28 protein-coding genes are annotated in these 26,894 nt (G+C 66.8%); 9 read left to right on the forward strand and 19 right to left on the reverse strand.

The genetic code is table 11. The annotated features are described in order from the left end of the window. Positions 1-12: 12 nt before the first annotated feature. Positions 13-399, forward strand: coding sequence for a CPBP family glutamic-type intramembrane protease (locus ACSQ23_RS19055; protein ID WP_436091543.1), 387 nt, complete (start codon positions 13-15; stop codon positions 397-399). 3 nt (positions 400-402) lie between these two features. On the opposite strand, the gene ACSQ23_RS19060 is transcribed toward ACSQ23_RS19055, so the two are convergent. Then, the gene (locus tag ACSQ23_RS19060; RefSeq protein WP_436091544.1) at positions 403-3,174 is read right to left on the reverse strand and encodes a bifunctional [glutamine synthetase] adenylyltransferase/[glutamine synthetase]-adenylyl-L-tyrosine phosphorylase; all 2,772 of its coding nucleotides are present in this window, start codon (positions 3,172-3,174) and stop codon (positions 403-405) included. Between the two features lie 123 nt (positions 3,175-3,297). Between ACSQ23_RS19060 and ACSQ23_RS19065 the strand changes: the two genes are divergently transcribed. Beyond that, a complete protein-coding gene (locus tag ACSQ23_RS19065; RefSeq protein WP_055997265.1) occupies positions 3,298-3,918 on the forward strand; it encodes a hypothetical protein in 621 nt (206 codons plus the stop codon). A 77-nt stretch (positions 3,919-3,995) separates the two neighbouring features. Here the strand turns inward: ACSQ23_RS19065 and ACSQ23_RS19070 are convergent, their stop codons facing one another. From ACSQ23_RS19070 to ACSQ23_RS19095, 6 genes are all read right to left on the reverse strand, one after another. After that, a complete protein-coding gene (locus ACSQ23_RS19070) occupies positions 3,996-4,205 on the reverse strand; it encodes a hypothetical protein (RefSeq protein ID WP_055879725.1) in 210 nt (69 codons plus the stop codon). A gap of 73 nt (positions 4,206-4,278) precedes the next feature. Then, positions 4,279-5,691 (reverse strand): ATP-binding protein, encoded by a 1,413-nt coding sequence (locus tag ACSQ23_RS19075; protein ID WP_436091545.1) that lies wholly within the window; start codon positions 5,689-5,691, stop codon positions 4,279-4,281. Between the two features lie 2 nt (positions 5,692-5,693). Then, positions 5,694-6,365 carry a response regulator transcription factor gene (locus tag ACSQ23_RS19080; protein ID WP_055997263.1) on the reverse strand — a complete coding sequence of 224 codons (672 nt, stop codon included), beginning with the start codon at positions 6,363-6,365 and terminating at the stop codon, positions 5,694-5,696. Positions 6,366-6,490: 125 nt separating this feature from the next. Beyond that, a complete protein-coding gene (locus ACSQ23_RS19085; protein ID WP_055879732.1) occupies positions 6,491-8,053 on the reverse strand; it encodes a Do family serine endopeptidase in 1,563 nt (520 codons plus the stop codon). Between the two features lie 103 nt (positions 8,054-8,156). Next, a complete protein-coding gene (locus tag ACSQ23_RS19090) occupies positions 8,157-8,918 on the reverse strand; it encodes a sulfite exporter TauE/SafE family protein (protein ID WP_436091546.1) in 762 nt (253 codons plus the stop codon). Between the two features lie 279 nt (positions 8,919-9,197). Then, complete coding sequence (locus ACSQ23_RS19095; RefSeq protein WP_055879736.1) at positions 9,198-9,650, reverse strand: Lrp/AsnC family transcriptional regulator; 453 nt, start codon at positions 9,648-9,650, stop codon at positions 9,198-9,200. 74 nt (positions 9,651-9,724) lie between these two features. Here ACSQ23_RS19095 and ACSQ23_RS19100 point away from each other — a divergent pair, with 74 nt between their 5' ends. Then, positions 9,725-10,330 carry a LysE family translocator gene (locus ACSQ23_RS19100; protein WP_436091547.1) on the forward strand — a complete coding sequence of 202 codons (606 nt, stop codon included), beginning with the start codon at positions 9,725-9,727 and terminating at the stop codon, positions 10,328-10,330. A 3-nt stretch (positions 10,331-10,333) separates the two neighbouring features. Here ACSQ23_RS19100 and ACSQ23_RS19105 read toward each other — a convergent pair whose 3' ends face one another. The 4 genes from ACSQ23_RS19105 to ccmI all read right to left on the reverse strand — a co-directional run bounded on the left by ACSQ23_RS19105 (position 10,334) and on the right by ccmI (position 14,430). Then, on the reverse strand, positions 10,334-10,780 hold the full coding sequence (locus ACSQ23_RS19105; protein ID WP_055879741.1) for a cytochrome c-type biogenesis protein: 447 nt from the start codon (positions 10,778-10,780) through the stop codon (positions 10,334-10,336). Continuing rightward, positions 10,777-12,744 (reverse strand): heme lyase CcmF/NrfE family subunit, encoded by a 1,968-nt coding sequence (locus tag ACSQ23_RS19110; RefSeq protein WP_436091548.1) that lies wholly within the window; start codon positions 12,742-12,744, stop codon positions 10,777-10,779. The genes ACSQ23_RS19105 and ACSQ23_RS19110 overlap by 4 nt, the downstream gene beginning before the upstream one ends. A gap of 178 nt (positions 12,745-12,922) precedes the next feature. Further along, entirely contained in the window at positions 12,923-13,366 is a 444-nt protein-coding gene (gene ccmE / locus ACSQ23_RS19115) for a cytochrome c maturation protein CcmE (protein ID WP_436091549.1), read from the reverse strand. Next, positions 13,363-14,430: a c-type cytochrome biogenesis protein CcmI gene (ccmI, locus tag ACSQ23_RS19120; protein WP_082528131.1), complete on the reverse strand. Its 1,068-nt coding sequence runs from the start codon at positions 14,428-14,430 to the stop codon at positions 13,363-13,365. The genes ccmE and ccmI overlap by 4 nt, the downstream gene beginning before the upstream one ends. Before the next feature lie 134 nt (positions 14,431-14,564). Here ccmI and ACSQ23_RS19125 point away from each other — a divergent pair, with 134 nt between their 5' ends. Both ACSQ23_RS19125 and ACSQ23_RS19130 read left to right on the forward strand, forming a co-directional pair. Continuing rightward, on the forward strand, positions 14,565-15,644 hold the full coding sequence (locus ACSQ23_RS19125) for a hypothetical protein (protein WP_436091550.1): 1,080 nt from the start codon (positions 14,565-14,567) through the stop codon (positions 15,642-15,644). Continuing rightward, the gene (locus tag ACSQ23_RS19130; protein WP_436091551.1) at positions 15,641-17,647 is read left to right on the forward strand and encodes an FAD-dependent oxidoreductase; all 2,007 of its coding nucleotides are present in this window, start codon (positions 15,641-15,643) and stop codon (positions 17,645-17,647) included. Before ACSQ23_RS19125 ends, ACSQ23_RS19130 begins: the two co-directional genes overlap by 4 nt. A gap of 155 nt (positions 17,648-17,802) precedes the next feature. Here the strand turns inward: ACSQ23_RS19130 and ACSQ23_RS19135 are convergent, their stop codons facing one another. From ACSQ23_RS19135 to ACSQ23_RS19155, 5 genes are all read right to left on the reverse strand, one after another. Continuing rightward, positions 17,803-18,939 carry a hypothetical protein gene (locus tag ACSQ23_RS19135; protein ID WP_436091552.1) on the reverse strand — a complete coding sequence of 379 codons (1,137 nt, stop codon included), beginning with the start codon at positions 18,937-18,939 and terminating at the stop codon, positions 17,803-17,805. Between the two features lie 190 nt (positions 18,940-19,129). Then, positions 19,130-19,618, reverse strand: a complete 489-nt coding sequence (locus tag ACSQ23_RS19140; protein ID WP_436091553.1) for a hypothetical protein — start codon at positions 19,616-19,618, stop codon at positions 19,130-19,132. Positions 19,619-19,645: 27 nt separating this feature from the next. Continuing rightward, complete coding sequence (locus ACSQ23_RS19145) at positions 19,646-21,064, reverse strand: sensor histidine kinase (RefSeq protein ID WP_436091554.1); 1,419 nt, start codon at positions 21,062-21,064, stop codon at positions 19,646-19,648. Positions 21,065-21,158: 94 nt separating this feature from the next. Continuing rightward, positions 21,159-21,818 carry a response regulator transcription factor gene (locus ACSQ23_RS19150; protein WP_055885382.1) on the reverse strand — a complete coding sequence of 220 codons (660 nt, stop codon included), beginning with the start codon at positions 21,816-21,818 and terminating at the stop codon, positions 21,159-21,161. Positions 21,819-21,913: 95 nt separating this feature from the next. Then, on the reverse strand, positions 21,914-22,204 hold the full coding sequence (locus ACSQ23_RS19155) for a hypothetical protein (RefSeq protein ID WP_436091555.1): 291 nt from the start codon (positions 22,202-22,204) through the stop codon (positions 21,914-21,916). Between the two features lie 221 nt (positions 22,205-22,425). Between ACSQ23_RS19155 and ACSQ23_RS19160 the strand changes: the two genes are divergently transcribed. Together ACSQ23_RS19160 and ACSQ23_RS19165 are read left to right on the forward strand one after the other, a co-directional pair. Next, positions 22,426-22,656 carry a DUF2442 domain-containing protein gene (locus ACSQ23_RS19160; RefSeq protein ID WP_055885373.1) on the forward strand — a complete coding sequence of 77 codons (231 nt, stop codon included), beginning with the start codon at positions 22,426-22,428 and terminating at the stop codon, positions 22,654-22,656. A gap of 63 nt (positions 22,657-22,719) precedes the next feature. Next, positions 22,720-22,965 carry a KTSC domain-containing protein gene (locus ACSQ23_RS19165; protein ID WP_055997978.1) on the forward strand — a complete coding sequence of 82 codons (246 nt, stop codon included), beginning with the start codon at positions 22,720-22,722 and terminating at the stop codon, positions 22,963-22,965. A gap of 21 nt (positions 22,966-22,986) precedes the next feature. Here ACSQ23_RS19165 and ACSQ23_RS19170 read toward each other — a convergent pair whose 3' ends face one another. The 3 genes from ACSQ23_RS19170 to ACSQ23_RS19180 are packed head-to-tail and all read right to left on the reverse strand — an operon-like array spanning position 22,987 to position 24,793. Continuing rightward, on the reverse strand, positions 22,987-23,397 hold the full coding sequence (locus tag ACSQ23_RS19170) for a GNAT family N-acetyltransferase (protein WP_055997240.1): 411 nt from the start codon (positions 23,395-23,397) through the stop codon (positions 22,987-22,989). Between the two features lie 3 nt (positions 23,398-23,400). Then, a complete protein-coding gene (locus ACSQ23_RS19175; protein WP_436091556.1) occupies positions 23,401-23,793 on the reverse strand; it encodes a VOC family protein in 393 nt (130 codons plus the stop codon). A 40-nt stretch (positions 23,794-23,833) separates the two neighbouring features. Continuing rightward, positions 23,834-24,793: a LysR family transcriptional regulator gene (locus ACSQ23_RS19180; protein WP_055885365.1), complete on the reverse strand. Its 960-nt coding sequence runs from the start codon at positions 24,791-24,793 to the stop codon at positions 23,834-23,836. Between the two features lie 127 nt (positions 24,794-24,920). Here ACSQ23_RS19180 and ACSQ23_RS19185 point away from each other — a divergent pair, with 127 nt between their 5' ends. Both ACSQ23_RS19185 and ACSQ23_RS19190 read left to right on the forward strand, forming a co-directional pair. Then, complete coding sequence (locus tag ACSQ23_RS19185) at positions 24,921-26,327, forward strand: MFS transporter (RefSeq protein WP_055885362.1); 1,407 nt, start codon at positions 24,921-24,923, stop codon at positions 26,325-26,327. A gap of 127 nt (positions 26,328-26,454) precedes the next feature. Beyond that, positions 26,455-26,841 carry a hypothetical protein gene (locus ACSQ23_RS19190; RefSeq protein WP_055885361.1) on the forward strand — a complete coding sequence of 129 codons (387 nt, stop codon included), beginning with the start codon at positions 26,455-26,457 and terminating at the stop codon, positions 26,839-26,841. Positions 26,842-26,894 lie beyond the last annotated feature (53 nt).

Here is a 26,894-nt window from a genome sequence, read left to right on the forward strand (position 1 = left end):
GCGAATCCGGCGGTGACGTCGCTCGCCGGGATTGGGCCGGCCGAGCTCGTGCTGTTCCTTGCCCGCACCTTCATCCAGCTGATCGGCGAGGAGGTGACCACGATCCTGCCGCTGCTGGCGGTGCTGTGGCTCTGCGTCAGCCGGTTCGGCCTGTCGAAGCGCGTCGGCCTCGCCATCGCCGTCGTCGTTTCGACCCTGTGGTTCTCCGCCCTGCACCTGCCGACCTATGGCTGGAACATCGTGCAGTGCCTCGGCATCATCGGCACGGCGCGTATCGTGCTGACGCTCTCATACCTCGTCACCCGCAACCTCTGGGTGTCGGCGGGCGCGCATATCATCAACGACTGGGCGCTGTTCCTCGGCGCCTATGCCATTGGCCACGCGCCGATCGGGACGTGAAGACTAGAGCCCGCGCGCCTTGGCGTACCACGCCCCGGCTGCGGCGCTGACTTCGGCTTCCATCTCGCTGATATCGGCGGCGAGCCGCTCGAAATTCGGCGTGTTGGTGCGCTGCGCCAGCAGTTCGCGGAAGGCCTCGGTCCAGCCCTCGTCCTTGAACGGGTCGGCCAACGCCGCACTCATCACCTGCAGCACGGTGGAGTAAAGCTCGAGGATTTCGGCCAGCCGCAAGCCTTCGGGCACCAAGCCGGTTTCGGCCAGGCGGCGAAGCACCACGCCGGTGGTGGCCTGCGGCGCGGCGACCGTGTCGCCGGCCACCAGCTGTGCCGACTGCGCGATGAACTCGAGATCGACCAGCCCGCCCGCCGCCAGCTTCAGGTCGAAGGCGTGGCGCGGCGACCGCTCCTTGCTCACCAGGGCGCGCATGGTCAGCACGTCGTCGATGGTCTTTGCCGCGTCGCGCGGTCGGGCCAGGATTTCGGCCACGGTCGCATCGACCTTGGCGCCCAGTTCGCCATCGGCATAGACGACGCGGGCCCGGCTCAGCGCCAGGTGCTCCCAGGTCCAGGCGCTCTCGTGGTGGTACTGGATGAAGCCCAAAAGGCTGGTGGCCAAGGGGCCGGCATTGCCCGACGGCCTCAGCCGCATGTCGGCCTCGTAGAGCACCCCCTCGGAGGTCGGGGCGCTCAGCGCCGCCAATAGTCGCTGCGTCAGCCGCGCATAGTATTGGCTGGCCGCCAGTGGCTTCTCGCCATCGGACTCGTCGGCCCCGACGGTGTCGTAGAGCATGATGAAATCGAGGTCGGAGCGCGCCGTCATTTCGCGGCTCGCCATCTTGCCGAAGGCGAGCAGCGCTACCCGCGCGCCCGGCACCACGCCATGCCGCTTCTCGAACTCGCGCCGCACCGCGTCGAACAGCCGGGTCAGCAACGCTTCGGCCAAAGTGGTGAACTGCTCCCCTGCCCGCGCCGCGTCCATCGAGCCGGCGAGCAAGCCCGCAGCGATCAGGAACATCTGCTCCTGGCCGATGATGCGGGCCCGGTCGATCACGTCCTGATAGTCGCGCGCATCGGCAAAGAACGCCTCGATCTTGCCAAGCAGCGTCTCGCGCCGCCGCACGTCGTCGGCGAAAGCCGGGTCGATCAGCCCGTCCATCACATGCGCGCGGTGGATCACCGCGTCGGCCATGCGCGGCGCCGAGGCCATCAGCGCGACCAAGAGGCTCCTGAGGTTCTCGTGATTGCGCAGGAGCGCGAAGAGCTGCACGCCCGAGGGCAGACGGGAGAGGAAGTTGTCGAAGCGCGCCAGCGCCTCGTCGGGATTGCCGGCACCCGAAATGGTCGCGAGCAGAGCTGGCAAGAGCTCGGTGAGATGGGCTCGCGCTGCCGCAGCGCGGGTCGCAGCGTAGCTGCCATAGTGCCACTTCTTCACCGTCTCGATGGCCTTGGAGGGGGCCTTGAAGCCCATGCCGCTCAGCGTCTCGATGGTCTCGGGGTCATCGTCCGAGCCGGTGAACACCAGGTTGCCGCCGCCCGCCGCGAGGCTTTCGCCCTCGGCGAAGAGGTCGGAATAGTACCCCACAACCTGATTCAACGCCGCCCGATAAGCCGTTTCGAACGCTGGCAGATTGGCTTCACCCATCAGTGTGCCGATCACCGCGATATCCGCCTCGGCCTCGGGCATCACATGGGTCTGCTCGTCGCGCAGCATCTGCAGCCGGTTCTCGACGCCGCGCAGGAACCAGTAGATCCGTGTCAGATCCTCGGCCGCCCGCCTCGAAATCCAGTTGGCCGCCGCCAGCGCCTTCAGCGCCAGTGCCGTAGGGCGGACGCGTAGCGCCTGGTCGCGCCCGCCGGCGATCAGTTGCTGGGTCTGGGTGAAGAACTCGATCTCGCGGATGCCGCCCAGGCCGAGCTTGACGTTGTGCCCGGCGACGCGCGCATCGCCGACATTCTTGGTGATATTGATCTGGCGCTTCATCGCCTGGATGTCGGCGATGGTCGCGAAGTCGAGGTGCTTCCGCCACACATAGGGGGCGAGGTCCTTGAGGAACCGTTCCCCCACCTCCCTGTCGCCGGCGCAGGGCCGCGCCTTGATCCAGGCCGCCCGCTCCCAGTTCTGCCCGCGGCTCTCGTAGTAGGCGAGCGCCGCCTCGGTCGGCAGCGCCACCGGGGTGGCGCCGGGGTCGGGGCGGAGCCGCAGATCGGTGCGGAACACGTAGCCGTGCTCGGTGCGGTCCTGCATCAGGCTCGCCAGCCGCTGCACGATGCGCGTGAAGAACTTTGTCTCCTCACCGCGCTCCTTCACTGCCCCCTTGTCGGGATCGAAGAACGCCACGATGTCGATGTCGCTCGAATAGTTGAGCTCGCGCCCGCCATGCTTGCCGAGCGCGAACAGCGCCAGCCCCGAATTGGCCGCCGTCGCCCCGGTCAGCCCACGCGCCGCGGCAAGCCGCAGCAGCACCTCGAGCCCGGCGTCGAGCGCCGCATCGGCGAGATCGGAGAGTGCCGCTGTGGATTGTGCCGTGGTCCAGCGCCCCTCGACTTCCGACACCGCCGCCAGCAGCGCGACACGCCCCTTGGCAATGCGCAATTCGCGCCCGATCTCGTCCTCAGTCGACGCTGCCTGCCCGGCCTTCGCCACCTGATCGAGCACCGCCGCCAGCGCCGTATCGGGCGACAGCTTTCGCGCCGCGGCGAACCAGTCGGCGTGACGATCGGCGAGACTTTGGAGGTAAGGGGCTGAAGCGAGAAGGGTTTCGAGCGCGACTTTCATGCCCCCTCGATACCCTGCCCCACCCCGGATGTCATTGCGGCGCAGGCGCTAAGCCTAAAAGTCACTGGATTTCGGCATCGGTCCCGCTATGTTCCCGCGCCAGCCAAATCCGAAGAGCCCCGCATGCGCACCCGTATTGCCGCCCTTACTGTCACCCTTCTGGCCGCCCTCGTCCTCACGACCATCCCTGCCTCCGCTGCCGGTCTCGATGGCATGGGCGAGGCGATCTTCGGCAACAGCTTCAACTTCAGCAAAGCCAATATCGAGAAGGCGCCGGTCAAGGCGATCGGCGTCGGCAAGCTGACCGTGCAGTTGCAGCGCACCAAGCTCAAGGACGTGCAGAAGGCCTTTGGCGGCACGATCCGGCGCGAGGGCGACGGCACCGGCCGCGCCGACTGGCTGTGCTACGGCGCCGAGGGCGCCAATGTGTGGTTCATCTCGAACGCACTGGGCGGATACGAGTTCGTGATGATGGTGGCCGCGGAAGCTGCCAGCAAGCCGTCGAAGAGCTGTGACGCCGCGCCAGCCGGGCTCACCGCGCCGAACTTCGGCATCCCGGGCCTCGGCGCCTCCACCGCCGAGCTCAAGGCCACCTTCGGCGCCGCCTCGGGCAGCAAGATCGCCTACCGCTCCGACCGCCCGGGCGGCTATTCGGACATCGCGCAGTATATCGGCTACCTGATCAAGGGCGGCAAAGTCGCCGGCATCGGTATCGGCGAGACGTCGGTACAGACCGCGCACTAGACCGGACGTGCAGTCTTCTGTGATCCTCCCCCGTTTACGGGGGAGGGCCGCCGACTGATACCTTTGGGCCAGGCCCACTAAGCCCCGAGCAGTGCCTGAAAATGCCAGTCGGGGAACATCTTGGCCATCTTGCTGACGGTGCGGAAGGTGGTGCGCACGACCATGATCGAGCGGTCCGGCCGGAGGCTCACCACGTGAGGTGCGGGCACCCTTTGCACGGCGCCCTGATCGAACATGTAGAACCGGTGGACTTCCGCGGCCGGTATGTGGACAACGAAGGTGGTCATGCTTGCCTCATGCCACGGCTTGTATCTCCACAGGTTTACAAGACGATCGCAAATTGCATGGAGTTTGGCGCTCTTAGCCCGGCAGCTCGACCACCGCCCGTACGCCCGGGGCATTGTCCTCGAGCCGCAGCTCGCCCTTATGCAGCTGCGCCACCGCCGCCACCAGCGACAGACCCAACCCCGACCCGGGTTCGGTCCGGCTCTTTTCCAGCCGGACGAAGCGCTCGATCACCCTGCCCCGGTCCTCCGCGGCTATGCCCGGGCCGTTATCGGCCACCTCGATGCGGACTTTGCTGCCGTCGCGCTTGAGGCTCACCGCTATCCGGCCCGCCTTGCCCGCTTCTGGCTCGTAGTATTTCAGCGCGTTCTCGATCAGGTTCACCAGCGCCTGCCCGAGCAGTTCGCGGTTGCCGTTGATCCTGATGCCCTCGGCGATGTCGGTCTCGATGGTCAGCCCTTCATCTTCGGCCAATGGGCCGTAGAGTTCGGCGACGTCGGTCACCACCGCGCTCAGGTCGATCTCGCTCAGTGCGCCCGATGGCGTACCGGCTTCGGCGCGGGCGATCATCAGCAGCGCATTGAAGGTCTTGATGAGCTTGTCGCTCTCCTCGATCGTCGTCTCGAGCGCCTGTTTGCGCGTCTCCTCGCCCTGCCCATCGCGCAGCGCCGATTCTGCCTGGTTGCGCAGCCGGGTCAGCGGGGTTTTGAGATCGTGGGCGACATTGTCGGTCACCTCCTTCATCCCCTGCATCAGCTTTTCGATACGGTCGAGCATGAGGTTGAGGTTGGTGGCGAGCGCGTCGAACTCGTCGTTGCGCCTCGTGACCGGCACGCGCTCGCTGAGATTGCCTGACATGATCTTGTTGGAGGTCGACGAGATGGTGTCGATGCGGCGCAGCACGCGCACCGCAGTCAGCACACCAGCCACCAGCGAGAACAGCAGGATGCCGCCGGCGCCGACCGCAAACCATTGCAGCACGATGGCGGTGAAGCCGCGCCGCTCGACCACGTCGCGCCCGACCACGAGGATCAGCCCGCTGGGCAGCTTGTCGGAGCGCACCATGGCGTAGCCCTGGCGCTGCGGCGTCGGGTCGTCGGCTTCGCCGTCCGGATCGTCGAACAGCCGGGGCTTGGAATAGTTGAAGCTGTAGGTGCCGGGCTCGGCCAGCACTTCGGGCGGCAAGTCGGTGACGTTGCCGACGATCAGTTGCCCAGCGGGATCGGCGAGGTAGTAGATGCCTGGCCCCGGCTGGCTCGCCAGACGCTGCACCGCGATGATGGTGGCGCGGAAGCCGCCGTCGCTGTCGAGCCGCTTGAACTGCACCGCCTCGCGGTCGATGGCATCGGTCTGCTGCCGCTGCAACTGTATCGAGGTCTGCCAGGTAATCAGCCCGAGCAGCACCACCGCGAAGATCACGAAGATTGCGATGAAGAGCGCGGTGAGGCGCACGGTGGTGGTGCGCCAGAGCTGGGCGAGCCTGAACATCGTCAGTCGCGGATCATGTAGCCCGCGCCGCGGATGGTGTGCAGCAGCGGGTTGGCGTGACCCTTGTCGATCTTGGCGCGAAGCCGCGACATGTGCACGTCGATGACGTTGGTCTGGGGGTCGAAGTGATAGTCCCAGACGTTCTCGAGCAGCATGGTGCGGGTCACCACCTTGCCGGCATTCTTCATCAGGTATTCGAGCAGCCGGAACTCACGCGGCTGCAACAGGATCTGCTCGCCGTCGCGCTCCACCTTGCGGCTGAGCCGATCGAGCGCCAGCCCACCGACCTCGAAACTGGTCGCAGCCTCGGCCGGCGACGAGCGGCGGGCCAGCACTTCGATGCGGGCGAGCAGTTCGGTGAAGGCATAGGGCTTGACCAGGTAGTCGTCGCCGCCGGCCCGGAGGCCGGTCACCCGGTCGTCGACCTCGCCGAGCGCCGAGAGGATCAGCACCGGGGTCTTGTCATCCTCGGCGCGCAGGCTCTCGATGATGGAGAGGCCATCACGGCGCGGCAGCATGCGATCGACCACCAGCACGTCGTAATCCATCGACGACGCCATGGCGTAGCCGGTCTCGCCGTCGCTGGCGTGGTGGGTGATGTGACCCGCTTCGTCGAGCGCCTGGATCAGGTAGCTCGCTGCCTCGCGGTCGTCTTCGATCAGCAGAATCTTCATGTGACAGGCCCCACGCTATTCTGCGTCATTCCGGCAAAGACCGGAACCCTTGCGGATCCCGGTCTTGGCGAGGACGACGTAAGGGAAACGGGCCCCGGAGCAGATGCCCCGGAGCCCGGCAGTGATTAAGACTTGGCTTCGGTGATCGGCAAACCGATGAAGCGAGTGTTGCCGTCGCGCTGCGCCTTGACCAGGGCAGTGCTGCGGCCGGCGTCCTTGACGCCCTGCACGGCCTTCTCGAAGTCGGCGACCGACGACACGGCCTGGTTGTTGACCTCGAGAATGGTGTCGCCCACGGCGAAGCCCTTCTCGGCAGCCGCCGAATTCGGATCGACGTCCTGGATCAAGAGGCCTTCACCGCCCGAGTTCGGCACGAGGGTCAGGCCGACGCTGGTCGGAGCCGGAGCGGCCGGTTCCTCGGCAGGAGCCTGCTGCTGCTCTTCGGACGGCTTGGCCGCCTCTTCGAGCTTGCCCAAAGTCACCGAGATCTTCTGCTCCTTGCCGTCGCGCCACACCGACAGTTCCACAGCGGTGCCGGGGTTCTTGCCGGCAATGGTGCGGCTCAGGTCGAGCGCGTTGGTGACGGCCTGGCCATCCACCGCGGTGATCACGTCGCCGGACTTGACGCCGGCCTTGTCGGCCGGGCTGTCCTTGGTGGGTTCGGTGACCAGTGCGCCAGCCGCATCCTTCAGGCCGACGCTGTCGGCGATGTCGCGGTTGACGTCCTGGATGCCGACGCCGAGGAAGCCGCGGGTCACGGTGCCGCTCTGGATCAGCTGGCCGGTCACCTGCTTGACGACGCTGGCCGGGATGGCAAAGGCGATGCCGACATTACCGCCATTGGGGGAGAAGATGGCGGTGTTCACGCCGACCACTTCACCCTGGAGGTTGAAGTCCGGACCACCGGAGTTGCCGGTGTTCACCGCCGCGTCGATCTGCAGGAAATCACCATAAGCCGAGCCGGCGATGTCGCGGCCACGGGCCGAGACGATACCGGCGGTCACGGTGCCGCCAAGGCCGAACGGGTTGCCCACGGCCACCACCCACTCGCCGACGCGCACTTCGTTATCGGCCAGCTTGACGAACGGCAGGTCGGTGACGCCATCGACCTTGACCACCGCGAGATCGGTCTTCTCATCGGTGCCGATCACCTTGGCGGTCATTTCCTTGCCGTCGTCGAACACCACGGTCACCTTGTCGGCGTTGTCGACGACGTGGTTGTTGGTGACGATGTAGCCGTCAGCCGAAATGGCGAAGCCCGAACCGGCCGCCATGAACTTGCGCGGCGCCTGCGGACGCGCCTGGTTGTCGCCCGGGCCGCCACGGCCCTGGCCAAACTGGTCACCGAACTGCTCGAAGAAATCGCGGAACGGATGGTCGTTCGGCAGATCCGGGAAATCGAACTTGAACTGCGGGCCGCCGCGCTGCAGATCGCGGGCATCTTCCTTCTCGCCGCCCTCGACGATGATCGAAACCACGGCCGGCTTCACCGCCTCGACGAGGTCGGCAAAGTTCGGGGCGTTGGTCACGGCCGGCGCGGTGATCTGCGCGGCGGGGACCAGTGTGGCAGTCTGTGCGGTAGAGGGGGCGGTTGCCGCAACGAAGGCGGTACCACCACCGATGCCGGCGAGGATCGCCAGAGCCGAAGCCCCGAGCCAGCGGCGAGCGTTGAACTTAGTCGAGGGCATGATGATCTCCTTCAGTCAGGCACTCTTGATGGCCGAGAGATATGGAGCCCATCGCCTTTCTGCACGGTGACCCGGGCGTTAATTATCGGTAATGTTCCGAACGTTATCGGAGCCCCTGAGAAAGGGCAGTGCGCAGCAAGTCGAGCGCCACCAGCGTCAGCACGATTTTGAAGCCCCAGCGGAACGCCACCTCGGGCACCTTCACCAGCAGCCGGCTGCCTATTGCCGTGCCGACGAAACCCGAAGCGATCATCATGACGATCAACGGCAGGTAGGCGGCGAAGGCAAAGCCGAGCCAAACGAACATCGCCACCTTGAAGCTGTTCTGCAGCGTCATCAGCATGGCGTGGGTGGCAACCAGTTGCCGCCGGTCGGCCAGCCCCTTGATGAACACCGCGACCAGCGGCCCGGTGGCTCCGACCACCATCGACACCGCGGCAATCACTCCGCCGCCAAGCACCTGCGCCAGTCGCGAGTGCCCGACGATTTTCGGTTGCGGCAGCCAGGTGGTGAGCAGCACGAAGGCGCCGATGGCGATCTGCAGCGCCGTCGCGGGGAGGAGGCTGGCGAACTGCCCGCCGACAACGGTGCCGATCGCTCCGCCCAGCGACAGCCACAGCACCAGCGGCCACTGGATATGGGCGCGCTGCACCAGCGCCCGCCCGCTGTTCGAGCCGAGCTGGATGGCGCCGTGCAGCGGCACCACGACCAGCGGCGGGAACACCAGCGCCAGCACCGCCACCATCAGCGTGCCGCCGCCCAGCGAGAACGTCGCAGTGATCAGCGAGGTGACGAAGCTGAGGACGATGAGCGCCATCTCCAGGGTCAGGTCGAGATCGGCGGGGAGGAGATCGGTGACGGACACGGGGAATGGCGTAGCGCCGCGCGCCGAGTCGGGACAAGCGGCGGGCGTCTCATCTCACGATCGGCACGGGAGAATGAGGGATGTTGGAGGCATGGTGCGCGCCCCACCTCAGGTGTCATCCCAGCGAAAGCTGGGACCCAACTCGCCGCCAGCGCCAGCGGATGGATGGCTCCCAGCTTTCGCTGGGATGACACCGGTGAGGAGGAGAGATGGTGCCCACCAGCCCAAGAACATCTCCCCCACAAGGGGGGAGATGTCGGAGAGATCGAGTCCAAACCCCTAAGCTCGCTCGTCCTTAGGCGAGCCCAGCACCACGAAGGTGGTGATGGCGCTTACGGTCGGGAGGGTGCCAAGCACGTCGGTGTGAAATGCCTTGTAGGCTTCGATGTCGGCCACCTCGATGCGCAGCAGGTATTCGATCGAACCGGTGACGTTGTGGCACTCGACCACTTCCGGCGACAGCGCCACGGCCTTCTCGAACGCCTCCTGGCTGGCTTTGGTGTGGCTCGAGAGGCCCACCGACACATAGGCGCGAAACCCCGCGCCCAGCCGCGAGCGGTCGATCACGGCGCGGTAGCCTTTGATGATGCCGCTCCGCTCCAGTTCCTGCACCCGCCGGAGGCAGGCCGAAGGCGACAAGCCGACCCGTTCGGCCAGGCGCAGGTTCGGAATGCGCGCGTCGCGCTGCAGCTCGCGCAATATCTGCTGGTCGATGCGATCAAGGTCGGTCATTTGTTGCACAAGACTGCCAGTCAGCGCTGCAGATTGCAACACAACGCCCTGTCGACCGCTGTACTGTCCGGGCCATGACCGATCCAGCCATCCTCATCCCGTTCCTCATCTTCTGCGTCGTGCTCACCGGCACGCCCGGCCCCAACAACATGATGGCGCTCGCTTCAGGCGTGCGGGTCGGCGTGCGCCGTTCGATGCCGCTGGTCGCCGGCATCGCGGTGGGCGTCGCGCTGCAGCTGGTGGCCGTCGGGCTCGGCATTGGCGCGCTGCTGCAGTCGTTTCCGGCGCTGCACGATGCGATGCGTTGGGCCGGCGCTGCCTATCTGGTCTGGCTGGCGATCAAGATCGCGCGCGGCGGGCCGATCGATGTCGAGGCCGACGAGCGTCCGCCGCTCGGTTTTGCCGGAGCAGTCGCCTTCCAGTGGATCAACCCCAAGGCCTGGGCCATCACCACGGGGGCTGCCGCCACCTATCTGCCGGCCGACGGCTATGCGCTGAACCTCGCCCTCGCGGCGGCGGCGATGGCGCTGATCTCGATCCCCTGTGTTTCGGTGTGGTCAGCCGGCGGCGCCGTACTGCGCCGCTTCCTCGTCCAGCCGGCCTATGCCACAGCCTTCAACATCGGCGCGGCGGTGCTGCTGGTTGCAGCGACCGTGCCGATCCTGTTTGGCACGCACTAGCGCTCAGCGCTCCAGTTCCTCGAGCGCCTTGGCTTCATCCTCGGTCAGGGTGGTCTGGCCTGCGGCGCGTTTGCGCCGTGCGCCGATGAACACCACGATGCCGCCGATCACCAGCACCGCCGGCGCGGCGATCCACAGCAGCACCGTGTGCGGCGCCATGACGGGGTTGAGCAGCACATATTCGCCGTAGCGCGCGACGAGATAATCCCGCACCTGCTGGTCGCTGTCCCCGGCGGTCAGGCGTTCGCGCACCAGGACACGCAGGTCGTGCGCCAGGTCGGCGTCGGAATCATCGATCGACTGATTCTGGCAGACGAGGCAGCGCAAGCCTTCCGAGATCGCCCGGGCCCGGGTCTCGAGCACCGGATCGGCCAGCACCTCGTCGGGGCGCACTGCCAGCGCGGGCGCGCTCAGCAGCACCAGCAGCATCAGGGCAAGCAGCGCCCTCATTCGGCAGCGGCCCGGGCGGAGGCCGGGCGCGGCGCGCCGACGCGCAGCCGGCGATAGCTCAGCGACAGGAAGCCGGCGCCGGCCATCATCAGGCAGCCGAGCCAGATCAGCGTGACGTAGGGCTTGTACCAGAGCCGCACCACCGACTTGCCGTCGGCCTGCGGTTCGCCCAGTTGCACGTAGAGCTGGCTGAAGCCGTAGGTCTCGATCGCCGCCTCGGTGGTCGGCTGGCCGCTGGCATTGTAGACGCGCCGCTCGGCCAGCGCCGTGCGTACCCCACCGCCCGGCGCCCGGATGGCGAAGCGGCCGGTGTCGGAGACGAAGTTCGGTCCCTCGACATGCTCCATGCCCTCGAACGTCACCTGGTGTTCGGCGATCACCACGCCCTCACCCGGCACCATGGTGGTGACCAGCTCCTGCTGCCAGGCGCTGGCGGCGACGATGCCGATCACGGTGACGCCGATGCCGAAATGGGCGATCGCCGTCGACCACGCGGTGCGCGGCAGGCCGAACAGCCGCTTGAACGAGGTGACGACATCGGTGCGGAAGAACTTTGCCCGATCGACCAGTTCGGCCAGCGCGCCGAACGCCACCCAGAAGCCGAGCAGCAGCCCGAGCGGGGCCAGCGACACCTCGCCGCCGGTGAGCGCAAAGCATAGCACCGCGGCGAACAGAGCAAGCCCCGCTGCGCCGGCCAGCCGCTGCGTCACGGCGATCACGTCGCCGCGCTTCCAGGCGAGGAACGGCCCGAACGGCAGGATGATCAGCAGCGGCGTCATGATCACCCCGAAGGTCAGGTTGAAGAACGGCTCGCCCACCGAAATGGTCTCGCCGACCAGCGCATCGAGCAGCAGCGGGTAGAGTGTTCCCACCAGCACCGCCACGGTGGCGGTGGCGAGGAACAGGTTGTTGAGGATCAGCGCACCCTCGCGGCTGATCGGCGCAAACAGCCCGCCCACCCGCAGCGTCGAGGCGCGGAAGGCAAAGAGCGCGAAGGCGCCGCCGATGAAGGCAGCAAGCAGCGCCAGGATCACCATACCGCGGGTCGGGTCCGAGGCGAAGGTGTGCACCGAGGTGAGGATGCCCGAGCGCACCATGAAGGTACCGAGCAGGCTCAGCGAGAAGGTGATGATGGCGAGAAAGATCGTCCAGATCTTTAGCGCGTTGCGCTTTTCCATCACCAGCGCCGAATGGAGCAGCGCCGTGCCGGCGAGCCAGGGCATGAAGCTGGCATTCTCCACCGGATCCCAGAACCACCAGCCGCCCCAGCCGAGTTCGTAATAGGCCCAGTAGGAGCCCATGGCGATGCCGAGCGTCAGGAAGCACCAGCTGAGCAGCGTCCACGGCCGCACCCAGCGGGCCCAGGCGGCGTCAATGCGGCCCGAGATCAGCGCCGCCATGGCGAAGCTGAAGCAGACCGAGAAGCCGACATAGCCGAGATAGAGCAGCGGCGGATGGATGGCGAGGCCGATATCCTGGAGGATCGGGTTGAGGTCCTGCCCTTCGAACGGCGCCGGCGACAGGCGGAGGAACGGGTTCGAGGTGAAGAGCGTGAAGCCGGTGAACGCCGCGGCGATCAGGCTCTGCACCGCCAGCACCAGGGTCAGCAGGTCCTTGGGCAGGCTGCGTCCGAAGGCGGCGACGGCGGCGCCCATGATCACCAGGATCAGCACCCAGAGCAGCATCGAGCCTTCGTGGTTGCCCCACACCGCCGTGATCTTGAAGATCAGCGGCTGCGCCGAATTGGCATGCTCATAGGCGAGCTTCAGCGAAAAATCGGAAACGACAAAGGCCTGGATCAGCGCCGCGAAGGCCGCCGCCACCAGTACGAACTGCAGCACTGCCCCCTGCTGCAGATAGCCCGCCAGCGCCTCGCGCTTCCAGAACATCAGCCCGACGATTGCCGAGATGGTGGAGATGGCAAAAGCCAGGACGAGGGCAAAATGGCCGAGTTCAATGCTCATGCACGGGCTCCTTCGAGGCGGAACCCAAAGGCCCCCTCACCCGACGCTGACGCGTCGACCTCTCCCCCAAAGGGAGAGGTGTGCTGTGGCGAGATGGTGACCCTCGCCACCTCTCCCTGGGGGGAGAGGTCGGATCGCAAAGCGATCCGGGTGAGGGGGCCTTCTGGAATTACGCCAATCAACTTCCCGCCCCCTCGCGCTGCCATTCGCCGCGCTTCTTCAGCTCGTCGACCAGTTCCTTGGGCATGTAGTTCTCGTCGTGCTTGGCCAGCACGTTGGTGGCGGCGAAGGTGCCGTTCGGCGTGACGCTGCCCTCGATCACTACACCTTGTCCCTCGCGGAACAAATCGGGCAGCAGCCCGACATAATGCGTCGCCATCTCGGTCTGGCCATCGGTCACCACGAAGTCGGAGGTCTCGCCCACACGCTTCCAGGACCCCTCCTTCACCAGCCCGCCCAGGCGAATTGAGGTGCCTGCGGCGATGGCCTTCTCGTGGATCTCGCTGGGCGAATAGAAGAACACGATCTGGTCGCGCATGGCGACGAAGATCAACGTCGCGGCGAGGGCGAGGACGGCGCCCAGACCGGCAACGATAGCCAGGCGTTTCTGCTTACGAGTCAATTACTTGCTACCAATCCATTATCCGCTGCGAGAACATCGAGTTCTGCGCGATCGCCCGCTGCGGGGTAGGCCTTGCGGGCCGCATCATAGGCCGTCTGCGCCAGCTCCGTCTGCCCGAGCACCAGCCGCGAGCGCACCAGCCGGGTCCATTCCTCGATCGTGCCGCCGCTCTGGTTGAGCCGGCTCGACAGCCCTTCGACCATGGCGGCAATGTCGGCATTCGCCGGCATGTCGCCGCCGAGGCCGGCTTCCGCCGCGGCCAGCCCGGCCTCGGCATTGGCGAGCCAGGTCTCGCCGCCCTTGCTGAGCTTCAGCAGGCCCTGCCATTCGGCCTTGGCGGTGGCGAAATCGCCCTCGCGCATCGCTTCACTGGCAAGATAGTAGCGCGAACGCACATGGGTGACGTCGCGGTTCGAGGCGCTGCGGAACAGCGCCAGCGGTTCGCCGGCGGCGTTGCCGCTATTGGCCATCATAAGCGCTTCACCGAGATCGGTCTCGCGGTCGGCGGTCGGGCCATCGAGCTCGATCGCCTTGCGCAGCGCGTTCGCCGCGTCGGCAAAGCGGCCCATCTGCATGTAGGCCGGGGCGATCACCGTCCAGCCGCGCAGGTCCTCGGGCTTGGCCTTGAGCTGTGCCTCGATCCGGGCGATCGCATCGTCGAGGGTCATTTCCGGCGGCGGCACGTCCTGCCGTTCGGCCAGCGGCTGCGCCGGCAGGTCGGGGCGACCCACTGCGCCATAGACGCCGAACGCCAGCACGGCCGTCACGACGGCTGCAGCCGCGACGATGCCGCGGCGCGCGCCCGGTTCCGTCGCCGTCTTCGTCGTCGCTTTCAGCCGCAGCAGCTCCCGCGCCAGTTCGCCCTTCGCCGCTGTCGCTTCGGCTGCGCCGAGGCGACCCAAGGCGAGATCCGACTCGATCTCTTTCAGCTGCAGCTTCAGGTGCGCCATCTCAGGGCTGTCTACAACAGTGGCAGTCGCGTTGACCCTTCGCCCGGCCCCCGCATAATAGAGCGCGGCGCAGGCGACGGCAGTGACCACAAAAGCGAGCGACCAAAATATCATGTGCAGGGCTCTGCCTCATGCGAAGGTGCGGAAACGCGCCCGATCTATAAAGGCATTCGGGCAATTTATGCACCCGCACACATCGATGTGTGGGAGGCGCATTGCCGCAGCCCGCACGATGGTTCGCTGATCCCATGGCCGATGACAGTTACGACTATCTGGTGCTCGGCTCCACCCCGCTTGCCGGGCTGCTGGCGGGCCTGCTTGCCGTCGAGCACAAGCGACGCGTCTGCCTCGTCGGCGACCCGTTCTCGCCGTTCCGGCTGCAGCGCAGTATCGATGTCTCGATCGCGCCGGTCACCCGTCCGGAAACGCTGCTGCTGCTGAAGCGCGCCGCCGCCGAGACCAGCAAGCTGGTTGCCAGCTGGGGCAAGGGCCTCATCAGCCGCGTCGATCCGCTGCTGGTTGCCGAAACGCCCGAGAGCATCGCGGCCCTCGGTCATTTCCGCCACCTCGCCATCGGGCTCGGCTATGCGGTCGAGCCGGTTGCCGATCGGGCCGTTGCCGAAGGCTTGCTGCTCAGGGTGCGCGATGTGCAGTTGTTCGGCCACGGCCGGCTCGAGCCAGCGCTCGAAGGCTGGCTGTCGAAGCACGAGGTGCGCCACCTCGATCGCGCCGATACCGAGCTGACGCTGCGCAAGGACGGCACCGCGCGCATCGTCCATAGTGGCCGCAGCGTCGAGGCGGCTCAGGTGATCCTTGCCGGCGACGATGCCGTGCTCGAGCACCTGCCCGAGGAGGCGCGCGACCGCAGCCTCGAGGCCGTGCCCGGCGCCGCCATGCTGCTCGATGCGGCCAAGCCCCTGCCCGCCCCCTATGTGTCGTTCCTCGATCGGGGCGTGGTGCTGGTGCAGGATGGCAAAGTCAGCGTGTCAGCGCTGCTCATTGGCGACCCCGCCACTGCCCGGGCCCGGCTCGGCAGCGCCGCCTCCCGCGGCGATGCGCTGCGTCTCGCCGGAGAAACCGTGGTCAATAATCTCCGCACCAGTGATGGCGCGCCCTTGGTCGGTCCGGCGCGTGGCCATAAGGCGATGGTCATCGCCGCCCTCGGCCCCGCTGCCGCCTTTTTTGCACCGGCGCTGGCGCGCTACATTGCCGGAACCGCTCCAGCGGATGAAGCCGAGTGGTTCGCGGCGCGTGGCCCCGCCCGTGGCAACCAGCGCCTGCTTGCCGCTGATTACCTGCCCGCTGACGATCTGGCGGTGCCGGCGTGAGCGAGCATGGCAACCGTCTCCCCGGCGATGCGCCGCACGGCCTGGGCGGCGCCGAGCTCGATCGCAAGGCACCGCTGCAGTTTCGCCTCAACGGTCGGACGATCCACGGCTTTGCCGGTGACACCGTGCTCTCTGCCGCACTGGCCAACGGCATCCAGATCGCCGGTCGCCATGGTGACGAAGCACTGTCGCTCGACGAAAGCTTTGCGCCGCTGGTCAGCTCCGGCAAGGGCGGCGCGCTGCCGATGGAGCGCACCCCGGCGCTGAACGGGCTCAACCTCGTCACCATCGGCACGCGGCGCGATCCGATTGCCTCGGGCGGCCTGCTCGGGGCGTTGCGCCACAAACTGCTCGGCCCGGCGCGCACCCTGAACCACCGCTTCGGCGACACGCCGCTGGCCAGTCCGCCTTGGCACAATGGCGCGGTCGACGAAACCATCGAGACCGATTTTGCCATCGTCGGTGGCGGCGTCGCGGGTCTCAGCGCTGCGGCCGCCGCTACGGCTGCCGGCAAGCGCGCCGTGCTGATCGAGCGCACCCAAAGTCTCGGCGGCACCATCCGCTATTTCGGCGCCGTCGATGCCGAGGCCTCGCCCGACACCACGATCGAACGGCTGGTTGCCAGCCTCGATGGCAAGGGCCAGGTCACGCCGCTGCTCCGTGCCGAAGCCTTCGCCATCACCGGCACGCAGTTGAAAGTGCACCACGTGGTGGTCGAGGCGGGCCGCCCGGTGTCCCGCATTGTGGTCGTTGCTGCCAAATACGTCATCCTCGCCACCGGCGCGCTCGAGCGGCTGCCGCTGTTTCCGGGCAACCGCACGCCCGGCATCGTCGGGGCGCTGACCGCGTTCCAGCGCGCTGAACGGTTCGGGGTCTGGCCCGGCCGCCGCGCACTGTTCACCACCCCCAACAGCTTCGCCTATCGGCTGGCGCTGCACGCAGCCGATGCCGGCGTCGAAGTCCAGCGCATCGTTGACAGCCGGCTCAGCACCACCTCCCGCTTCGTCGATTTCGCCAAGGCGACCGGCATCACGCTCGCCTCGGCGCTCGCCCCCAGCCATGCCGAACCGCTGGAGCGCAACAAGCCGGGCCTCAAGGTCGGGTTCGCTGTCGCCATCGACGAGATCGCCCAGGATTCGAGCGCCATCGAAACCGACCAATTGGTGGCCGCCGGCGCCTGGCAGCCTGAAATCCTGCTGTGGCTCCGTGCCGGCGGGGCTGCCGCCTGGGATGCGGCAAATGGCTGGCTTGGCCCGCGCGGCGCCCTGCCCGCCGTGGCGCTGGCCGGCTCGGCGGCAGGCCTTCATACTACCGCGGCGGCGCTCAGCAGCGGCAAGGCGGCCGTCCTCGGCTTTCTCGGCAAAGCCGCACCGCCGGTGCTCGACGATGTCATCGAGGAAGCCTTTGAGACCCCTGACGCCCGCAACCCGGTGGCGCCGTTCCGCCCCTCGGCCCGCGGCGCCACCTATCTCGATCGTGGCCAATCGCTGATCACCCGCCGCGCCGCGGCGGCCAGCAAGCATGGGGTTTCCGGCCTCGCCACCCGCGCAGTGCAACTCGGGCTGGGCGATATCGCCGCCGCAGTCGATATCGGCGCCATGGCGGCGCGCGATGCCGGCTCGGTCGCTGCCGAACGCTGCGCGCTGTCGGGCGAAATCAGCGACACCGGCTGGCGCGTCCCGGCTCGGCCCGTGCCGGAGGACGCGGTGCCGACGCCACCCGCCTATCTCACCGGCCGATTCGGCGACAAGCCACAGATCTGGACGCTGACCGCCGCCGACGCCCGCTCGTTCGAGCCCGGGTGCCTCGTGTTCGAGAATTCCGAGCAACGCGACCCGCTCAAAGCCATCGGCGTCACCTACGCCCCGCACCGCCCGGGCGCCAATGGCGGTATCGCGCTGATGGGCAGCATCCCGGAGGCGGTGGGTGCGGAACTCTATGTGCGGGATGCGGGGACGGCGGTGGCGGCGCGGCTGGTGGAGCGGCTGAAGGCAAAGGCCTGAAACGCCGGCGCGAGCCGACCCCCACCCTTGATCCCTCCCCGCAAGGGGGAGGGAGACGCGGACTGCGATGCTGGTGTTTTGGTCTCCCTCCCCCTTGCGGGGAGGGGACAGGGGTGGGGGTCAGAGCGCACCGGCGGCGCTAGCTTCCGCTTGCCTCAGCTCGCCCGCTTCTCAGCCGTTTCCCGCGCCCGGCGCAGTACATCGGCATAGTCGGGGTTGAAGCGCAGTTCGGCCATCTTGATGGCGGCATCGAGCCGGGCGCCGATCACCCGGTCACCGGGGTTCTGCCGGAACAGCTCGAGGTTGCGCTGCACATGCATTTCCAGCGCCTGACCCACCTGGGTCCAGGTCTGGTCGAACATGGCGTTGAGCGCCAGCGAATCGCGGCAATCGCGGATCGTCGCCAGCACGTAGCAGCCATTGAGCGCCGCCAGCACCTGGTCGCCATCGAGCCGGTCCTGGCCGGAATGGCGGCGCAGCGCCAGGTTCACGTTCGGCGACACGTCGCGCAGCTTCGGTTCGACCAGCTCCGACACGGTTTTGGTCAATGCGGCGACCGCCGTCGACCAGCGGGTCAGCCGACCGAGTTCGACATAGCCGGTCACCGCTCGCATCAAGCGATGGAAGCGGTCGATGGCGCGGCAGGTCAGATCGATATCGGCAAAGGCGCCGTGCTGGTCGAGCGCCGGGATCTGGGCCTGCGCATGCGACAGCATCGCCTCGATCAGCGGCGCGAAGCCGGCGCGCTGCATCGATGCCTCGGTGGCGGAGCCGGCCAGCCGAATCGCCGCCGCCATCATCCGGCCGGGGTGGCTCACCTGCCCCATCGCCGCCTGGAACAGCAGCGCCGAGACGGCATGATCGTTGAGCGGCATCGACTGCAGCGCCACGCCCAGCGCCATCTCGTCGGTCATGCCGTTGGCGGCCCGGCCAAAGGCCTGGGCCTTGTCGAGCAGGCTTCGGCATTTCAGCGCATTGAGCACCACGCCGACGCGGCGAAAGGCGTCATCGCCGCCCATCTGCAGCTGGATCCGGCGCTCCGCGTCAGGGGTGCCGACCGCCGAGATGGCAGCGCGGGCGCGTTGCAGCAGTTCGGGCACGAGGAGATCGAGCGCCTGGCGCGCCGCCTGGTCATCATCGGCCGCATTGGGGTCGATCAGGTCGGGCGCCACATCGCGCACCATCCAGGTCCAGATGCCCTGCGCATGCGCTTCGGCGATGCCGCCGTCGAAATCGAAACCGGCCGTACCGGGAACGATCACCGCATCGATCAGCCCGAAGAACGGCCGCACGGCCCGCTGCGACCGAGCAGTCTCAGACGATGAAAGACGAGTGGCAGTATTGGGCATGAAAACCGGCGGGCATCAGGGTCCGAGGATAGTCCTCGAACCTAGCGCGCGACGGTAAACAAAAGACTATCCGAAAGCCCGCTGCCGATCACATCGCTGTCAGGCGACGATGCATGCAGCGACCGCGCCGACCTCAGCCGGCGACGCTCCAGGTGCCGTCGACCTCGCGGCAGGCCGTGCCCTTGCGGGCGTGCGGCGCGCCACCGATGGTCACGGTGTGGGTGAAATCGCGGCAGTCGATGTTGTTGACACGGACATAGGGCCCGACGGTCACGTTGCCGGATGTGCCCTTGTCGCCGGTCCAGGCGCGCGGCGCGCCGGGGCGACCAAAGGTCAGGGCGTTGAACTGGGCGCTCGCGGCTTCCGACTTGTCCTTGGCCGAGAGCTGGCCAAGCACCGAGGGGTCGAGGAAAGCGCTCACGTCGTTCATCGTGGTGTTGGCAGACTGAATCGCGCCCGGCGCCGGCAGCGAAGCCGGCGTAATGGTCGGCTGCGTCCCCAGCGTCGAGTTCGGCTGCGGCAGCGTCGGCCCCAGGGCGACGTCGGACGTCGAGGGGCCCATGCTGCAACCGGCAAGCAGGAGCATGGCAAAAACGGGAAGGGCGCGGACGATCTGCTGCATGTCGGTCTCGAGGGGTGGCCGGGGCCCTTATTCCTTACGTATTGAGGCAAAAGTGCGGAAACCCGCAACCTTTGCGGCCGGAAGCCGCAATTCTGCCAGGAGGCCCCCCAGCACTGAGCGCTTCAATTGCAGGGAGCCGCCGTAGACGTCAACCAGTTCCTTGACGATATCCAAGCCCAGCCCCGAGCCCGGGGTCTTCTCGTCCAGCCTGACACCGCGGCGCAACACTTTGGTCGCTTCCTCCTCAGTCAGACCTGGTCCGTCGTCGTCGATCTTGATCAGGAGGTTCGCAGCGCCGCCGCTGCGCTCGGCCACCACGGTGACGCCGATCGAGGACTTTGCCCATTTGCAGGCATTGTCGAGCAGGTTGCCGGCCATCTCCTCGAGATCGCCCTCATCGCCGCGGAACCAGGGCAGCGAGGCGTCGGGGCGCACCATGGCGATGGTCACCTGCGGGTTGAGTTTCTGCATCACCCGGGTCAGCCGCAGCATGACGTGCGTCGCGTCAGCTTTCTTGCCCACCACGGTCGAGCGCGCCGCCAGCCGGGCGCGATCGAGATAGGTGCTGACCAGCTGGCTCATCTTCTCGGTTTCGGTGGCTACCACCTTGGCGAGGCCGTTCTTCTTGTCGGCGTTGGCCTCGTTGCGCAGCACGGCGATCGGCGTCTTCAGCCCATGCGCCAGGTTGCCCACCTGATTGCGGGCCCGCTCGACGATCTGCGCGTTGGAGCGCAACAGTTCGTTGATTTCTTCGGAGAGCGGCGCCAGTTCGGCCGGATAGGCGCCGGTGAGCGAGGCCGCATCGCCCTCGCGCACCTGCTCCACCTCACGACGCAGCCGCCCGATCGGCCGCAGCGCCAGCCGCGCCACGATGGTCGACATCACCGCCAGCATGATCGCCACCGCGCCGAGCACGATCAGCGTCTGGCCGCGGAATTCGTCGACCAGCGACAGGATTTCGTCGAGCGAGCCGGTGACCATGATGTGGAGCGGCATGCCGTTCACCGTCACCGCCCGCTCGATCACCCGGATCTTGATGTTGAACGGGTCGGTCAGCACCGCCGACTTCGAGTTGGTCGCGTCGAACGGCCCCGGCAGCGGCCCCAGCACCATGCCGACATAGGAGTTGGAGAAGTTGAGCAGTTCGCCCGTCTCGTCGCGGATCGCCCAGTACCAGCCGGAGCCGGTGCGGTCGAAGCGCGGATCGGCGACCTTGATCTGGTCCGATTTCGGCGTGTCGGAGAGGAGGCTGAGGTCGGTCAGCGTCTCGACGTGGAACTCCAGCGTCTCGACCAGGCTGTTATCGAGCGCCCGCGAATAGAGCTCGGTGAGCAGGAACGCCGTCGCCACCAAGGCTACGATCAGCCAGCCGGCCGACAAAAGGAACAGCGAGGCGGCGATCGAGCCCTTGCGCTGCGAAACGGGCTGCACCGAGGTATCAGCCACGGCCCACCACCTGAACCATCGGCGAGTGCCTTCTCCCCTTGTGGGAGAAGGCACTCGACCGAAAACTCGGTGATGGGTCCACGTCCGAATACCCTCAGTCCTCGGCGATCTGGTAGCCCAGCCCGCGCACCGTCTGGATGCAATCGTCAGGCAATTTCTTCCGCAGCCGCCCGACGAACACCTCGATGGTGTTGGAATCGCGGTCGAAGTCCTGGTCATAGAGGTGCTCGGTCAGCTCAGTGCGCGAGATCACCTTGCCCTTGTGGTGCATCAGGTAACTGAGGAGCCGCAACTCATGGCTGGTCAGCTTCACCGAGTGCCCATCCACCGTCACCTTGCCGGCCTTGACGTCGAGTCGCACCGAGCCAGCGCTGATCTCGTTGGAGGCTTGCCCGGCGGCCCGGCGCACCAGCGCGCGAACGCGGGCCAGCACTTCTTCCATGTGGAAGGGCTTGGCGACGTAATCGTCGGCGCCGGCGTCGATGCCCTGTACCTTGTCGCTCCAGCGGTCACGGGCGGTCAGCAGCAGCACCGGCATCTTCTTGCCGGCACGACGCCATTCCTCCAGCACCGAGAGGCCGTCCATCTGCGGCAGGCCGATATCGAGTACCACGGCGTCATATGGTTCGGTGTCGCCGAGGAAATGGCCTTCCTCGCCGTCGAACGCCACGTCGACGACGTAGCCGCCTTCCGTCAGCGCATCCTTCAGCTGCCGGTTGAGATTAGTGTCGTCTTCAACGACGAGAATGCGCATCGAAAAGTCCCCTATTGCCGCCACGACAACTCCCGCGCCCGGCAACGGCCGGCCCTACGCGCGAGAAGTGTCCGACGTTGATTTTATGTGAGGCTTCACTGAGCCGGCAAGCTCACAGGTTTGCTTTCGCCATATTCGTCCATCACGTTGACCTGCCATTCCCACTGGCCGCCAACCATGCAGACGCGGGCCTGCGAACTGATGATCTTGCCGTCGACGCCCGACTGCGCAATCGCCTGCGACAGCTGCACCAGCTCGCCATTGTCGATCATCTGCTGGATCTCGCGCTTACTCAGGCACTCCTGCGCCACCGCGGGAGCGGCAACACCGAACACCAGCCCCAGCGTCAATACGCCGGCCGCCACCAATGTCAGTTTCTGTTTCATCGGAGGGTTATGCGGGAAGATGGCTGAATGTGGGATGAACAGGGACCGGAATGGAATCACGATGGCGCCGACATGGCGCTGGCGATGGACGGGACAGCCGCAGTTCGCACCTTCTCCACTCGCCGGAACGCAGCTAGGCTGGCCTTGATCTGTTGCGCTTTCAAGGCGGGAGGCTCCAATCCTGCCGGACAGCGCCTTGGATGCTCTGAGGAGGAGGACCAATGAGCACGACGACCAAGACCGGCTCCCGGGCCATCGACGTCCGCTTCGGCACCGCTACGCTTGAAGTCAAACTCGAGGACGGGCGCGAGCTGATCGCTCCGCTCACCCGCTATCCCCGCCTCCGCGACGGTCCGCCCGCCGCCCGCCTCAACTGGCGCTTCACCGAGGGCGGCACGGGCCTGCGCTGGCCCGACCTCGATGTCGATATTTCGGTGGCGGAGCTGGAATAGCCTCCGCCAACTCGGCAACGGACGGTCGTGCGGCGCGTTGTGAGGGGCATGGAGGGATTCCACATGCCATCCACCGTGATCGCCGACATGGCTTACGACCCGGAGACCCAGACGCTCTCGGTCTGGTTCCGCCCCTCGGGCCGCCGTTACGACTATTTCGAAGTCCCCGCGGTCGAGTACGACGCACTCCGGCACTCGCCATCGAAGGGGCGGTATTTCAACGCCCATATCCGCGACAGCTATCCGTTCACCCAATCGGACCGGGCGGAGCCGCGCCTCAGGCTGCAGCCGCATGTCGCCGCCCGCTGAGGTGCGAGGACCGCGACCGCTTCACTTCACCCACAGGTACATGCCGACGGACTTTGGCGCCGTTTCGGCGAAGCCGTATTGGGCGTAGAGCGCCTTGGCCGGGCCGTCGGCGATTAGGCTGACATAGGCGGTCGGCGGCGCGTTGGCCTTGAGCCAATCGACCAAAGCCGCGACGATCTGCTTGCCCAGCCCCTTGCCGCGATGCGCTTCGAGCACGGCGATGTCGGTCACCTGAAACGCCGTGCCGCCATCGCCGATCACCCGGCCCATGCCGATGGTCTGGCCGGCGTGTTCGATCACCACCGCATGGATGGTGTTGGGCAGGCCTCGTGCCGCTGCCTCCTCGGATTTGCCGCTCAGCCCCGACAGCCGGCGCAGCTCGCGATATTCCTCAATGGTCGGGATCCGCTCAATCAGTTGGTAGTCGCTCACGCTTCACTCCGCATCGAACAAGGTCAGTTGCACGCCCTCGGGCGCCTCGAGCCGCGAGTTGGTGGAGCGGAAGGGCGTCGGCCGGGGCGTCCCCAATACCTTGGCGCCCGCTGCCTCCAGCCGGTCGGTCGCCGCCGGCACGTCGTCGAAGCGCAGCGCCACGCGGAACTGCCCGCCGACGGTCCGGCCGACCTCGATCTTGTCGATGAACTCGGCATGCTTCTTGTCGCTGATCTCAAGCGTGGCGATCCCGGCGCCGAGGATCGCCACATGCCCGTCATCGTCACCGACCGAGATCTGTTCCTTCAGCCCCATGCTGTCCCGCCAGAACGCCAGCGCCTCTTCGAAATCGTCGACGGTGATCACCAGGCGCAGTTCGCGGACGGTGTTGGTCATGTAGTTCCTCCAGTAAGTCCCGAGCCGTTCCGGCTCTTGCTCACGCCGCTACCGCAATATCGCAGCTGCAGCCGCTGGTTTTCAACGCTTCGCGCGCCACCTCGACGAACACCCGGCGGAACCATTGGGCCCGCCCGTCGGCCCGGTCGACCCGGCGATAGAGCAGCGACACCGGCGAGGCCTCGAGCTCCACTGGCGGTTTTGAGATGGCGAGGCCATGCAGCGATGCCATGCAGCGGGCGATCGATTCGGGGATGGTGGCGATCGCCGGCATGGCGCTGAGCGCCGTCGGCAGGGCCGAAAACCGTGGCACTGTCGCCACCACCGAGCGGGTCCGCCCAACCTTCTTCAACGCCGCATCGACATCGCCCGCCATGTCGCCCTCGAAGGAGACCGCGATATGCGCCTCGCGGGTGAAATCGGCCAAGGTGAGGGGTGCCGTCAGCTTCAATTGATCGGGATCATAGATGGAAACCGAACTCTGGTGGAACAGCGGCTGGCGCACATGCCACGAGGCCGGCTCGGGGTGCACCGAGACCGAGAGATCGAAATCGCCATCATCGAGCTGCTGGCCCGGGTGGTGGGTGTGAGAAGCCACCGAAACCAGCTTCGCCCTGGGCGCCTCGCGGCGGATCCGCGCCGCCAGCGGCCCGAAGAACGCGGTTTCGAGGTTGTCGCACATGCCGATGCGGAAAGTGCCCTCATAGCTGAGCGGGTCGAACGCATCCGGCATGCGGATGGCCCGCTCGATCGAGCCCAGCGCATCCTCGATCGCCGGAGCGATATCGAGAGCCCGCGGGGTCGGCTGCAAGCCGCGCCCCACCCGCACGAACAGCTCGTCGTCGAGCGCCTCGCGCAGCCGCTTCAGCGCCGCCGAGAGGCCGGGCTGGCCGAGCAGCAGCCGCTCGGCGGCGCGGCTGACATTGCGCTCCTGCATCAGCACCGAAAAGGCCAGCAGCAGGTTCAGATCGATCTTGCGGAGGGCGGTATCATTCATCATTGCCAGTGATACCTCGCATGATCACTATCAATTTGCAATATGGATGGCAGCTCGTCAGTTTCCGCTCCCTCTGCCGGCCGGCGCTCCTCCCTCACGCGACGGCGGCATTGCGAAAGGGATAATTTCGATGACCTCTACCAAGATCGGAGGTGTCGCCGGGCTGGCCCTGTTCCTGCTCTGCGCCGCCAACTTCCTCGACGCCATGGACGTTTCCACCATCGGCGTCGCCCTGCCCGCCATCCAGGCCGAACTCGGGCTCGAGCCCAATGTGCTGCAATGGGCAGTGAGCGCCTATGTGCTGGGCTATGGCGGTTTCCTGCTGCTGGGCGGCCGGGTCGCCGATATCTTCGGCCACCGTCGCGTCTTCCTCTGGGCGCTCGGCATCTTCGCCGCCGCCTCGATCGCCGGCGCCTTCGTCGACTCTGGTCCGACCCTGATCGCCGCCCGGTTGATCAAGGGCATTGCGGCCGCCTTCACTGCGCCAGCGGCGCTCGCCCTGTTGCTCAGCGTGTTCGGTGAGGGCCAGGCCCGGGCCAAGGCGCTTGGCCTCTTCGCCTCCACCGGGGCCGCCGGGTTCGTGCTCGGCATGGTGCTGGGTGGCGCGGTCACCGTCTTCACCTGGCGCGCCACGCTGGTGATGGCGGCGCCGGTCGCCATCCTCGTCCTGCTCATCGCGCCGTTCGTGCTGCCGCCTGATAAGGCTAGCGGCAAGTCACGCGCCTCGTTCGACTGGGCCGGCGCCATCACCATCACGCCGGGCCTGTTGCTGTTCGTGTTCGGCGTCACCAACGCCTCGGCCGCCGGCTTTACCGCCCCGCTCACCTGGGGACCGCTGGCCGCGTCCATCGCGCTGATCGTCATCTTCCTTGTCGTCGAGGCCCGCCATCACGATCCGATGGTGCCGCTGTCGATCTTCAAGCGGCGTAAGCTCAGCCACGCCAACATCGTCGCCGCGCTGTTCCAGGGGGTCTATGTCGGCTTCCAGTTCCTCGCGACGCTCTACTATCAGCATGTCTATGGCTGGTCGGCCTTCGCCACCGGATTCAGCTTCGCACTCGGCGGCGCCTGCGTGATGTTCCTCGCCCCGCGCCTCGCCGGCGTGGCACAACGCAACGGCACGACCAAGGTGATGGCCATCGGCGTGGCGCTGCAGGCGGTGGGCTACGTCTTCTGGGTGCTGGCCATCGGCCGGTTCGATCCGATTGCTCTCGTCATCATCACCCAGCTGTTCCTCGGCCTCGGCTACGCCGCCACCTACCCCTCGGTGCAGGTCGCGGCCCTCGCCGACGTCGAAGACGACAAGTCGGGCCTTGCCTCGGGGCTCTTGTTCGCCTCGTTCCAGATCGGCGGCGGCATTGTCCTCGCGGCGGTCTCCGCCATCTTCACGGCAGCGCCGGGCTTCAGCTGGGAGCCCTACATTGCCGGTGGAGCGTTCGTTGCGGCGCTGGCAGTGGTGACGACGTTGATCGCCGCGGTTGGGCCGAGGTCGGCGACCAGCCGCGTCCCCAGCGCCGTACCGCAGGCGGCGGAATAAGGACCATCGGGGAGGCATCAACGCCTCCCCGATCACATTTTCGGCCTCGCCACTCCAGCCGATTGACTCCGTGGGATCTCACAATTAGACCAGTCAGTCTAGACCACTCGGTCTAACGGAGGAGAGGATGCACGTTTCGAAAGGCGACGTCGAAATCCGGCTGGAACTGCCGGGCGCGATCATCCGGCAGCGGCGCGGCTTCGGCGATGTCAGCGGCTATGGCCGGATCAGCGGCGAGCATTTCACGCTCAGCGCCGGGGTCGACACCGCACCACTGTTCGAGGGCCTCGATGGCAACCTCTGCCAATGCCCGCACTGGGGCTATGTGCTGCGCGGCCGGCTCACCACCACCGATGCTGATGGCAACGAGGAAACCGTCGAGGAGAACGACCTGTTCTACTGGCCGCCTGGCCACAATGTGCGGGTCGATTGCGACGCCAGCATCATCATGTTCAGCCCCGAGCACGAGCATAGTCAGGTGATCGACCACATGATCGCCCGGACCTCGGGCTGAGAGCACTTGGATATTGGCAGGCGAGCGCGCAGGGTGACCGCGTGAATCGAACG

The organism is Devosia sp. LjRoot16 (genome assembly GCF_964252795.1).
Lineage (GTDB): Bacteria > Pseudomonadota > Alphaproteobacteria > Rhizobiales > Devosiaceae > Devosia_A.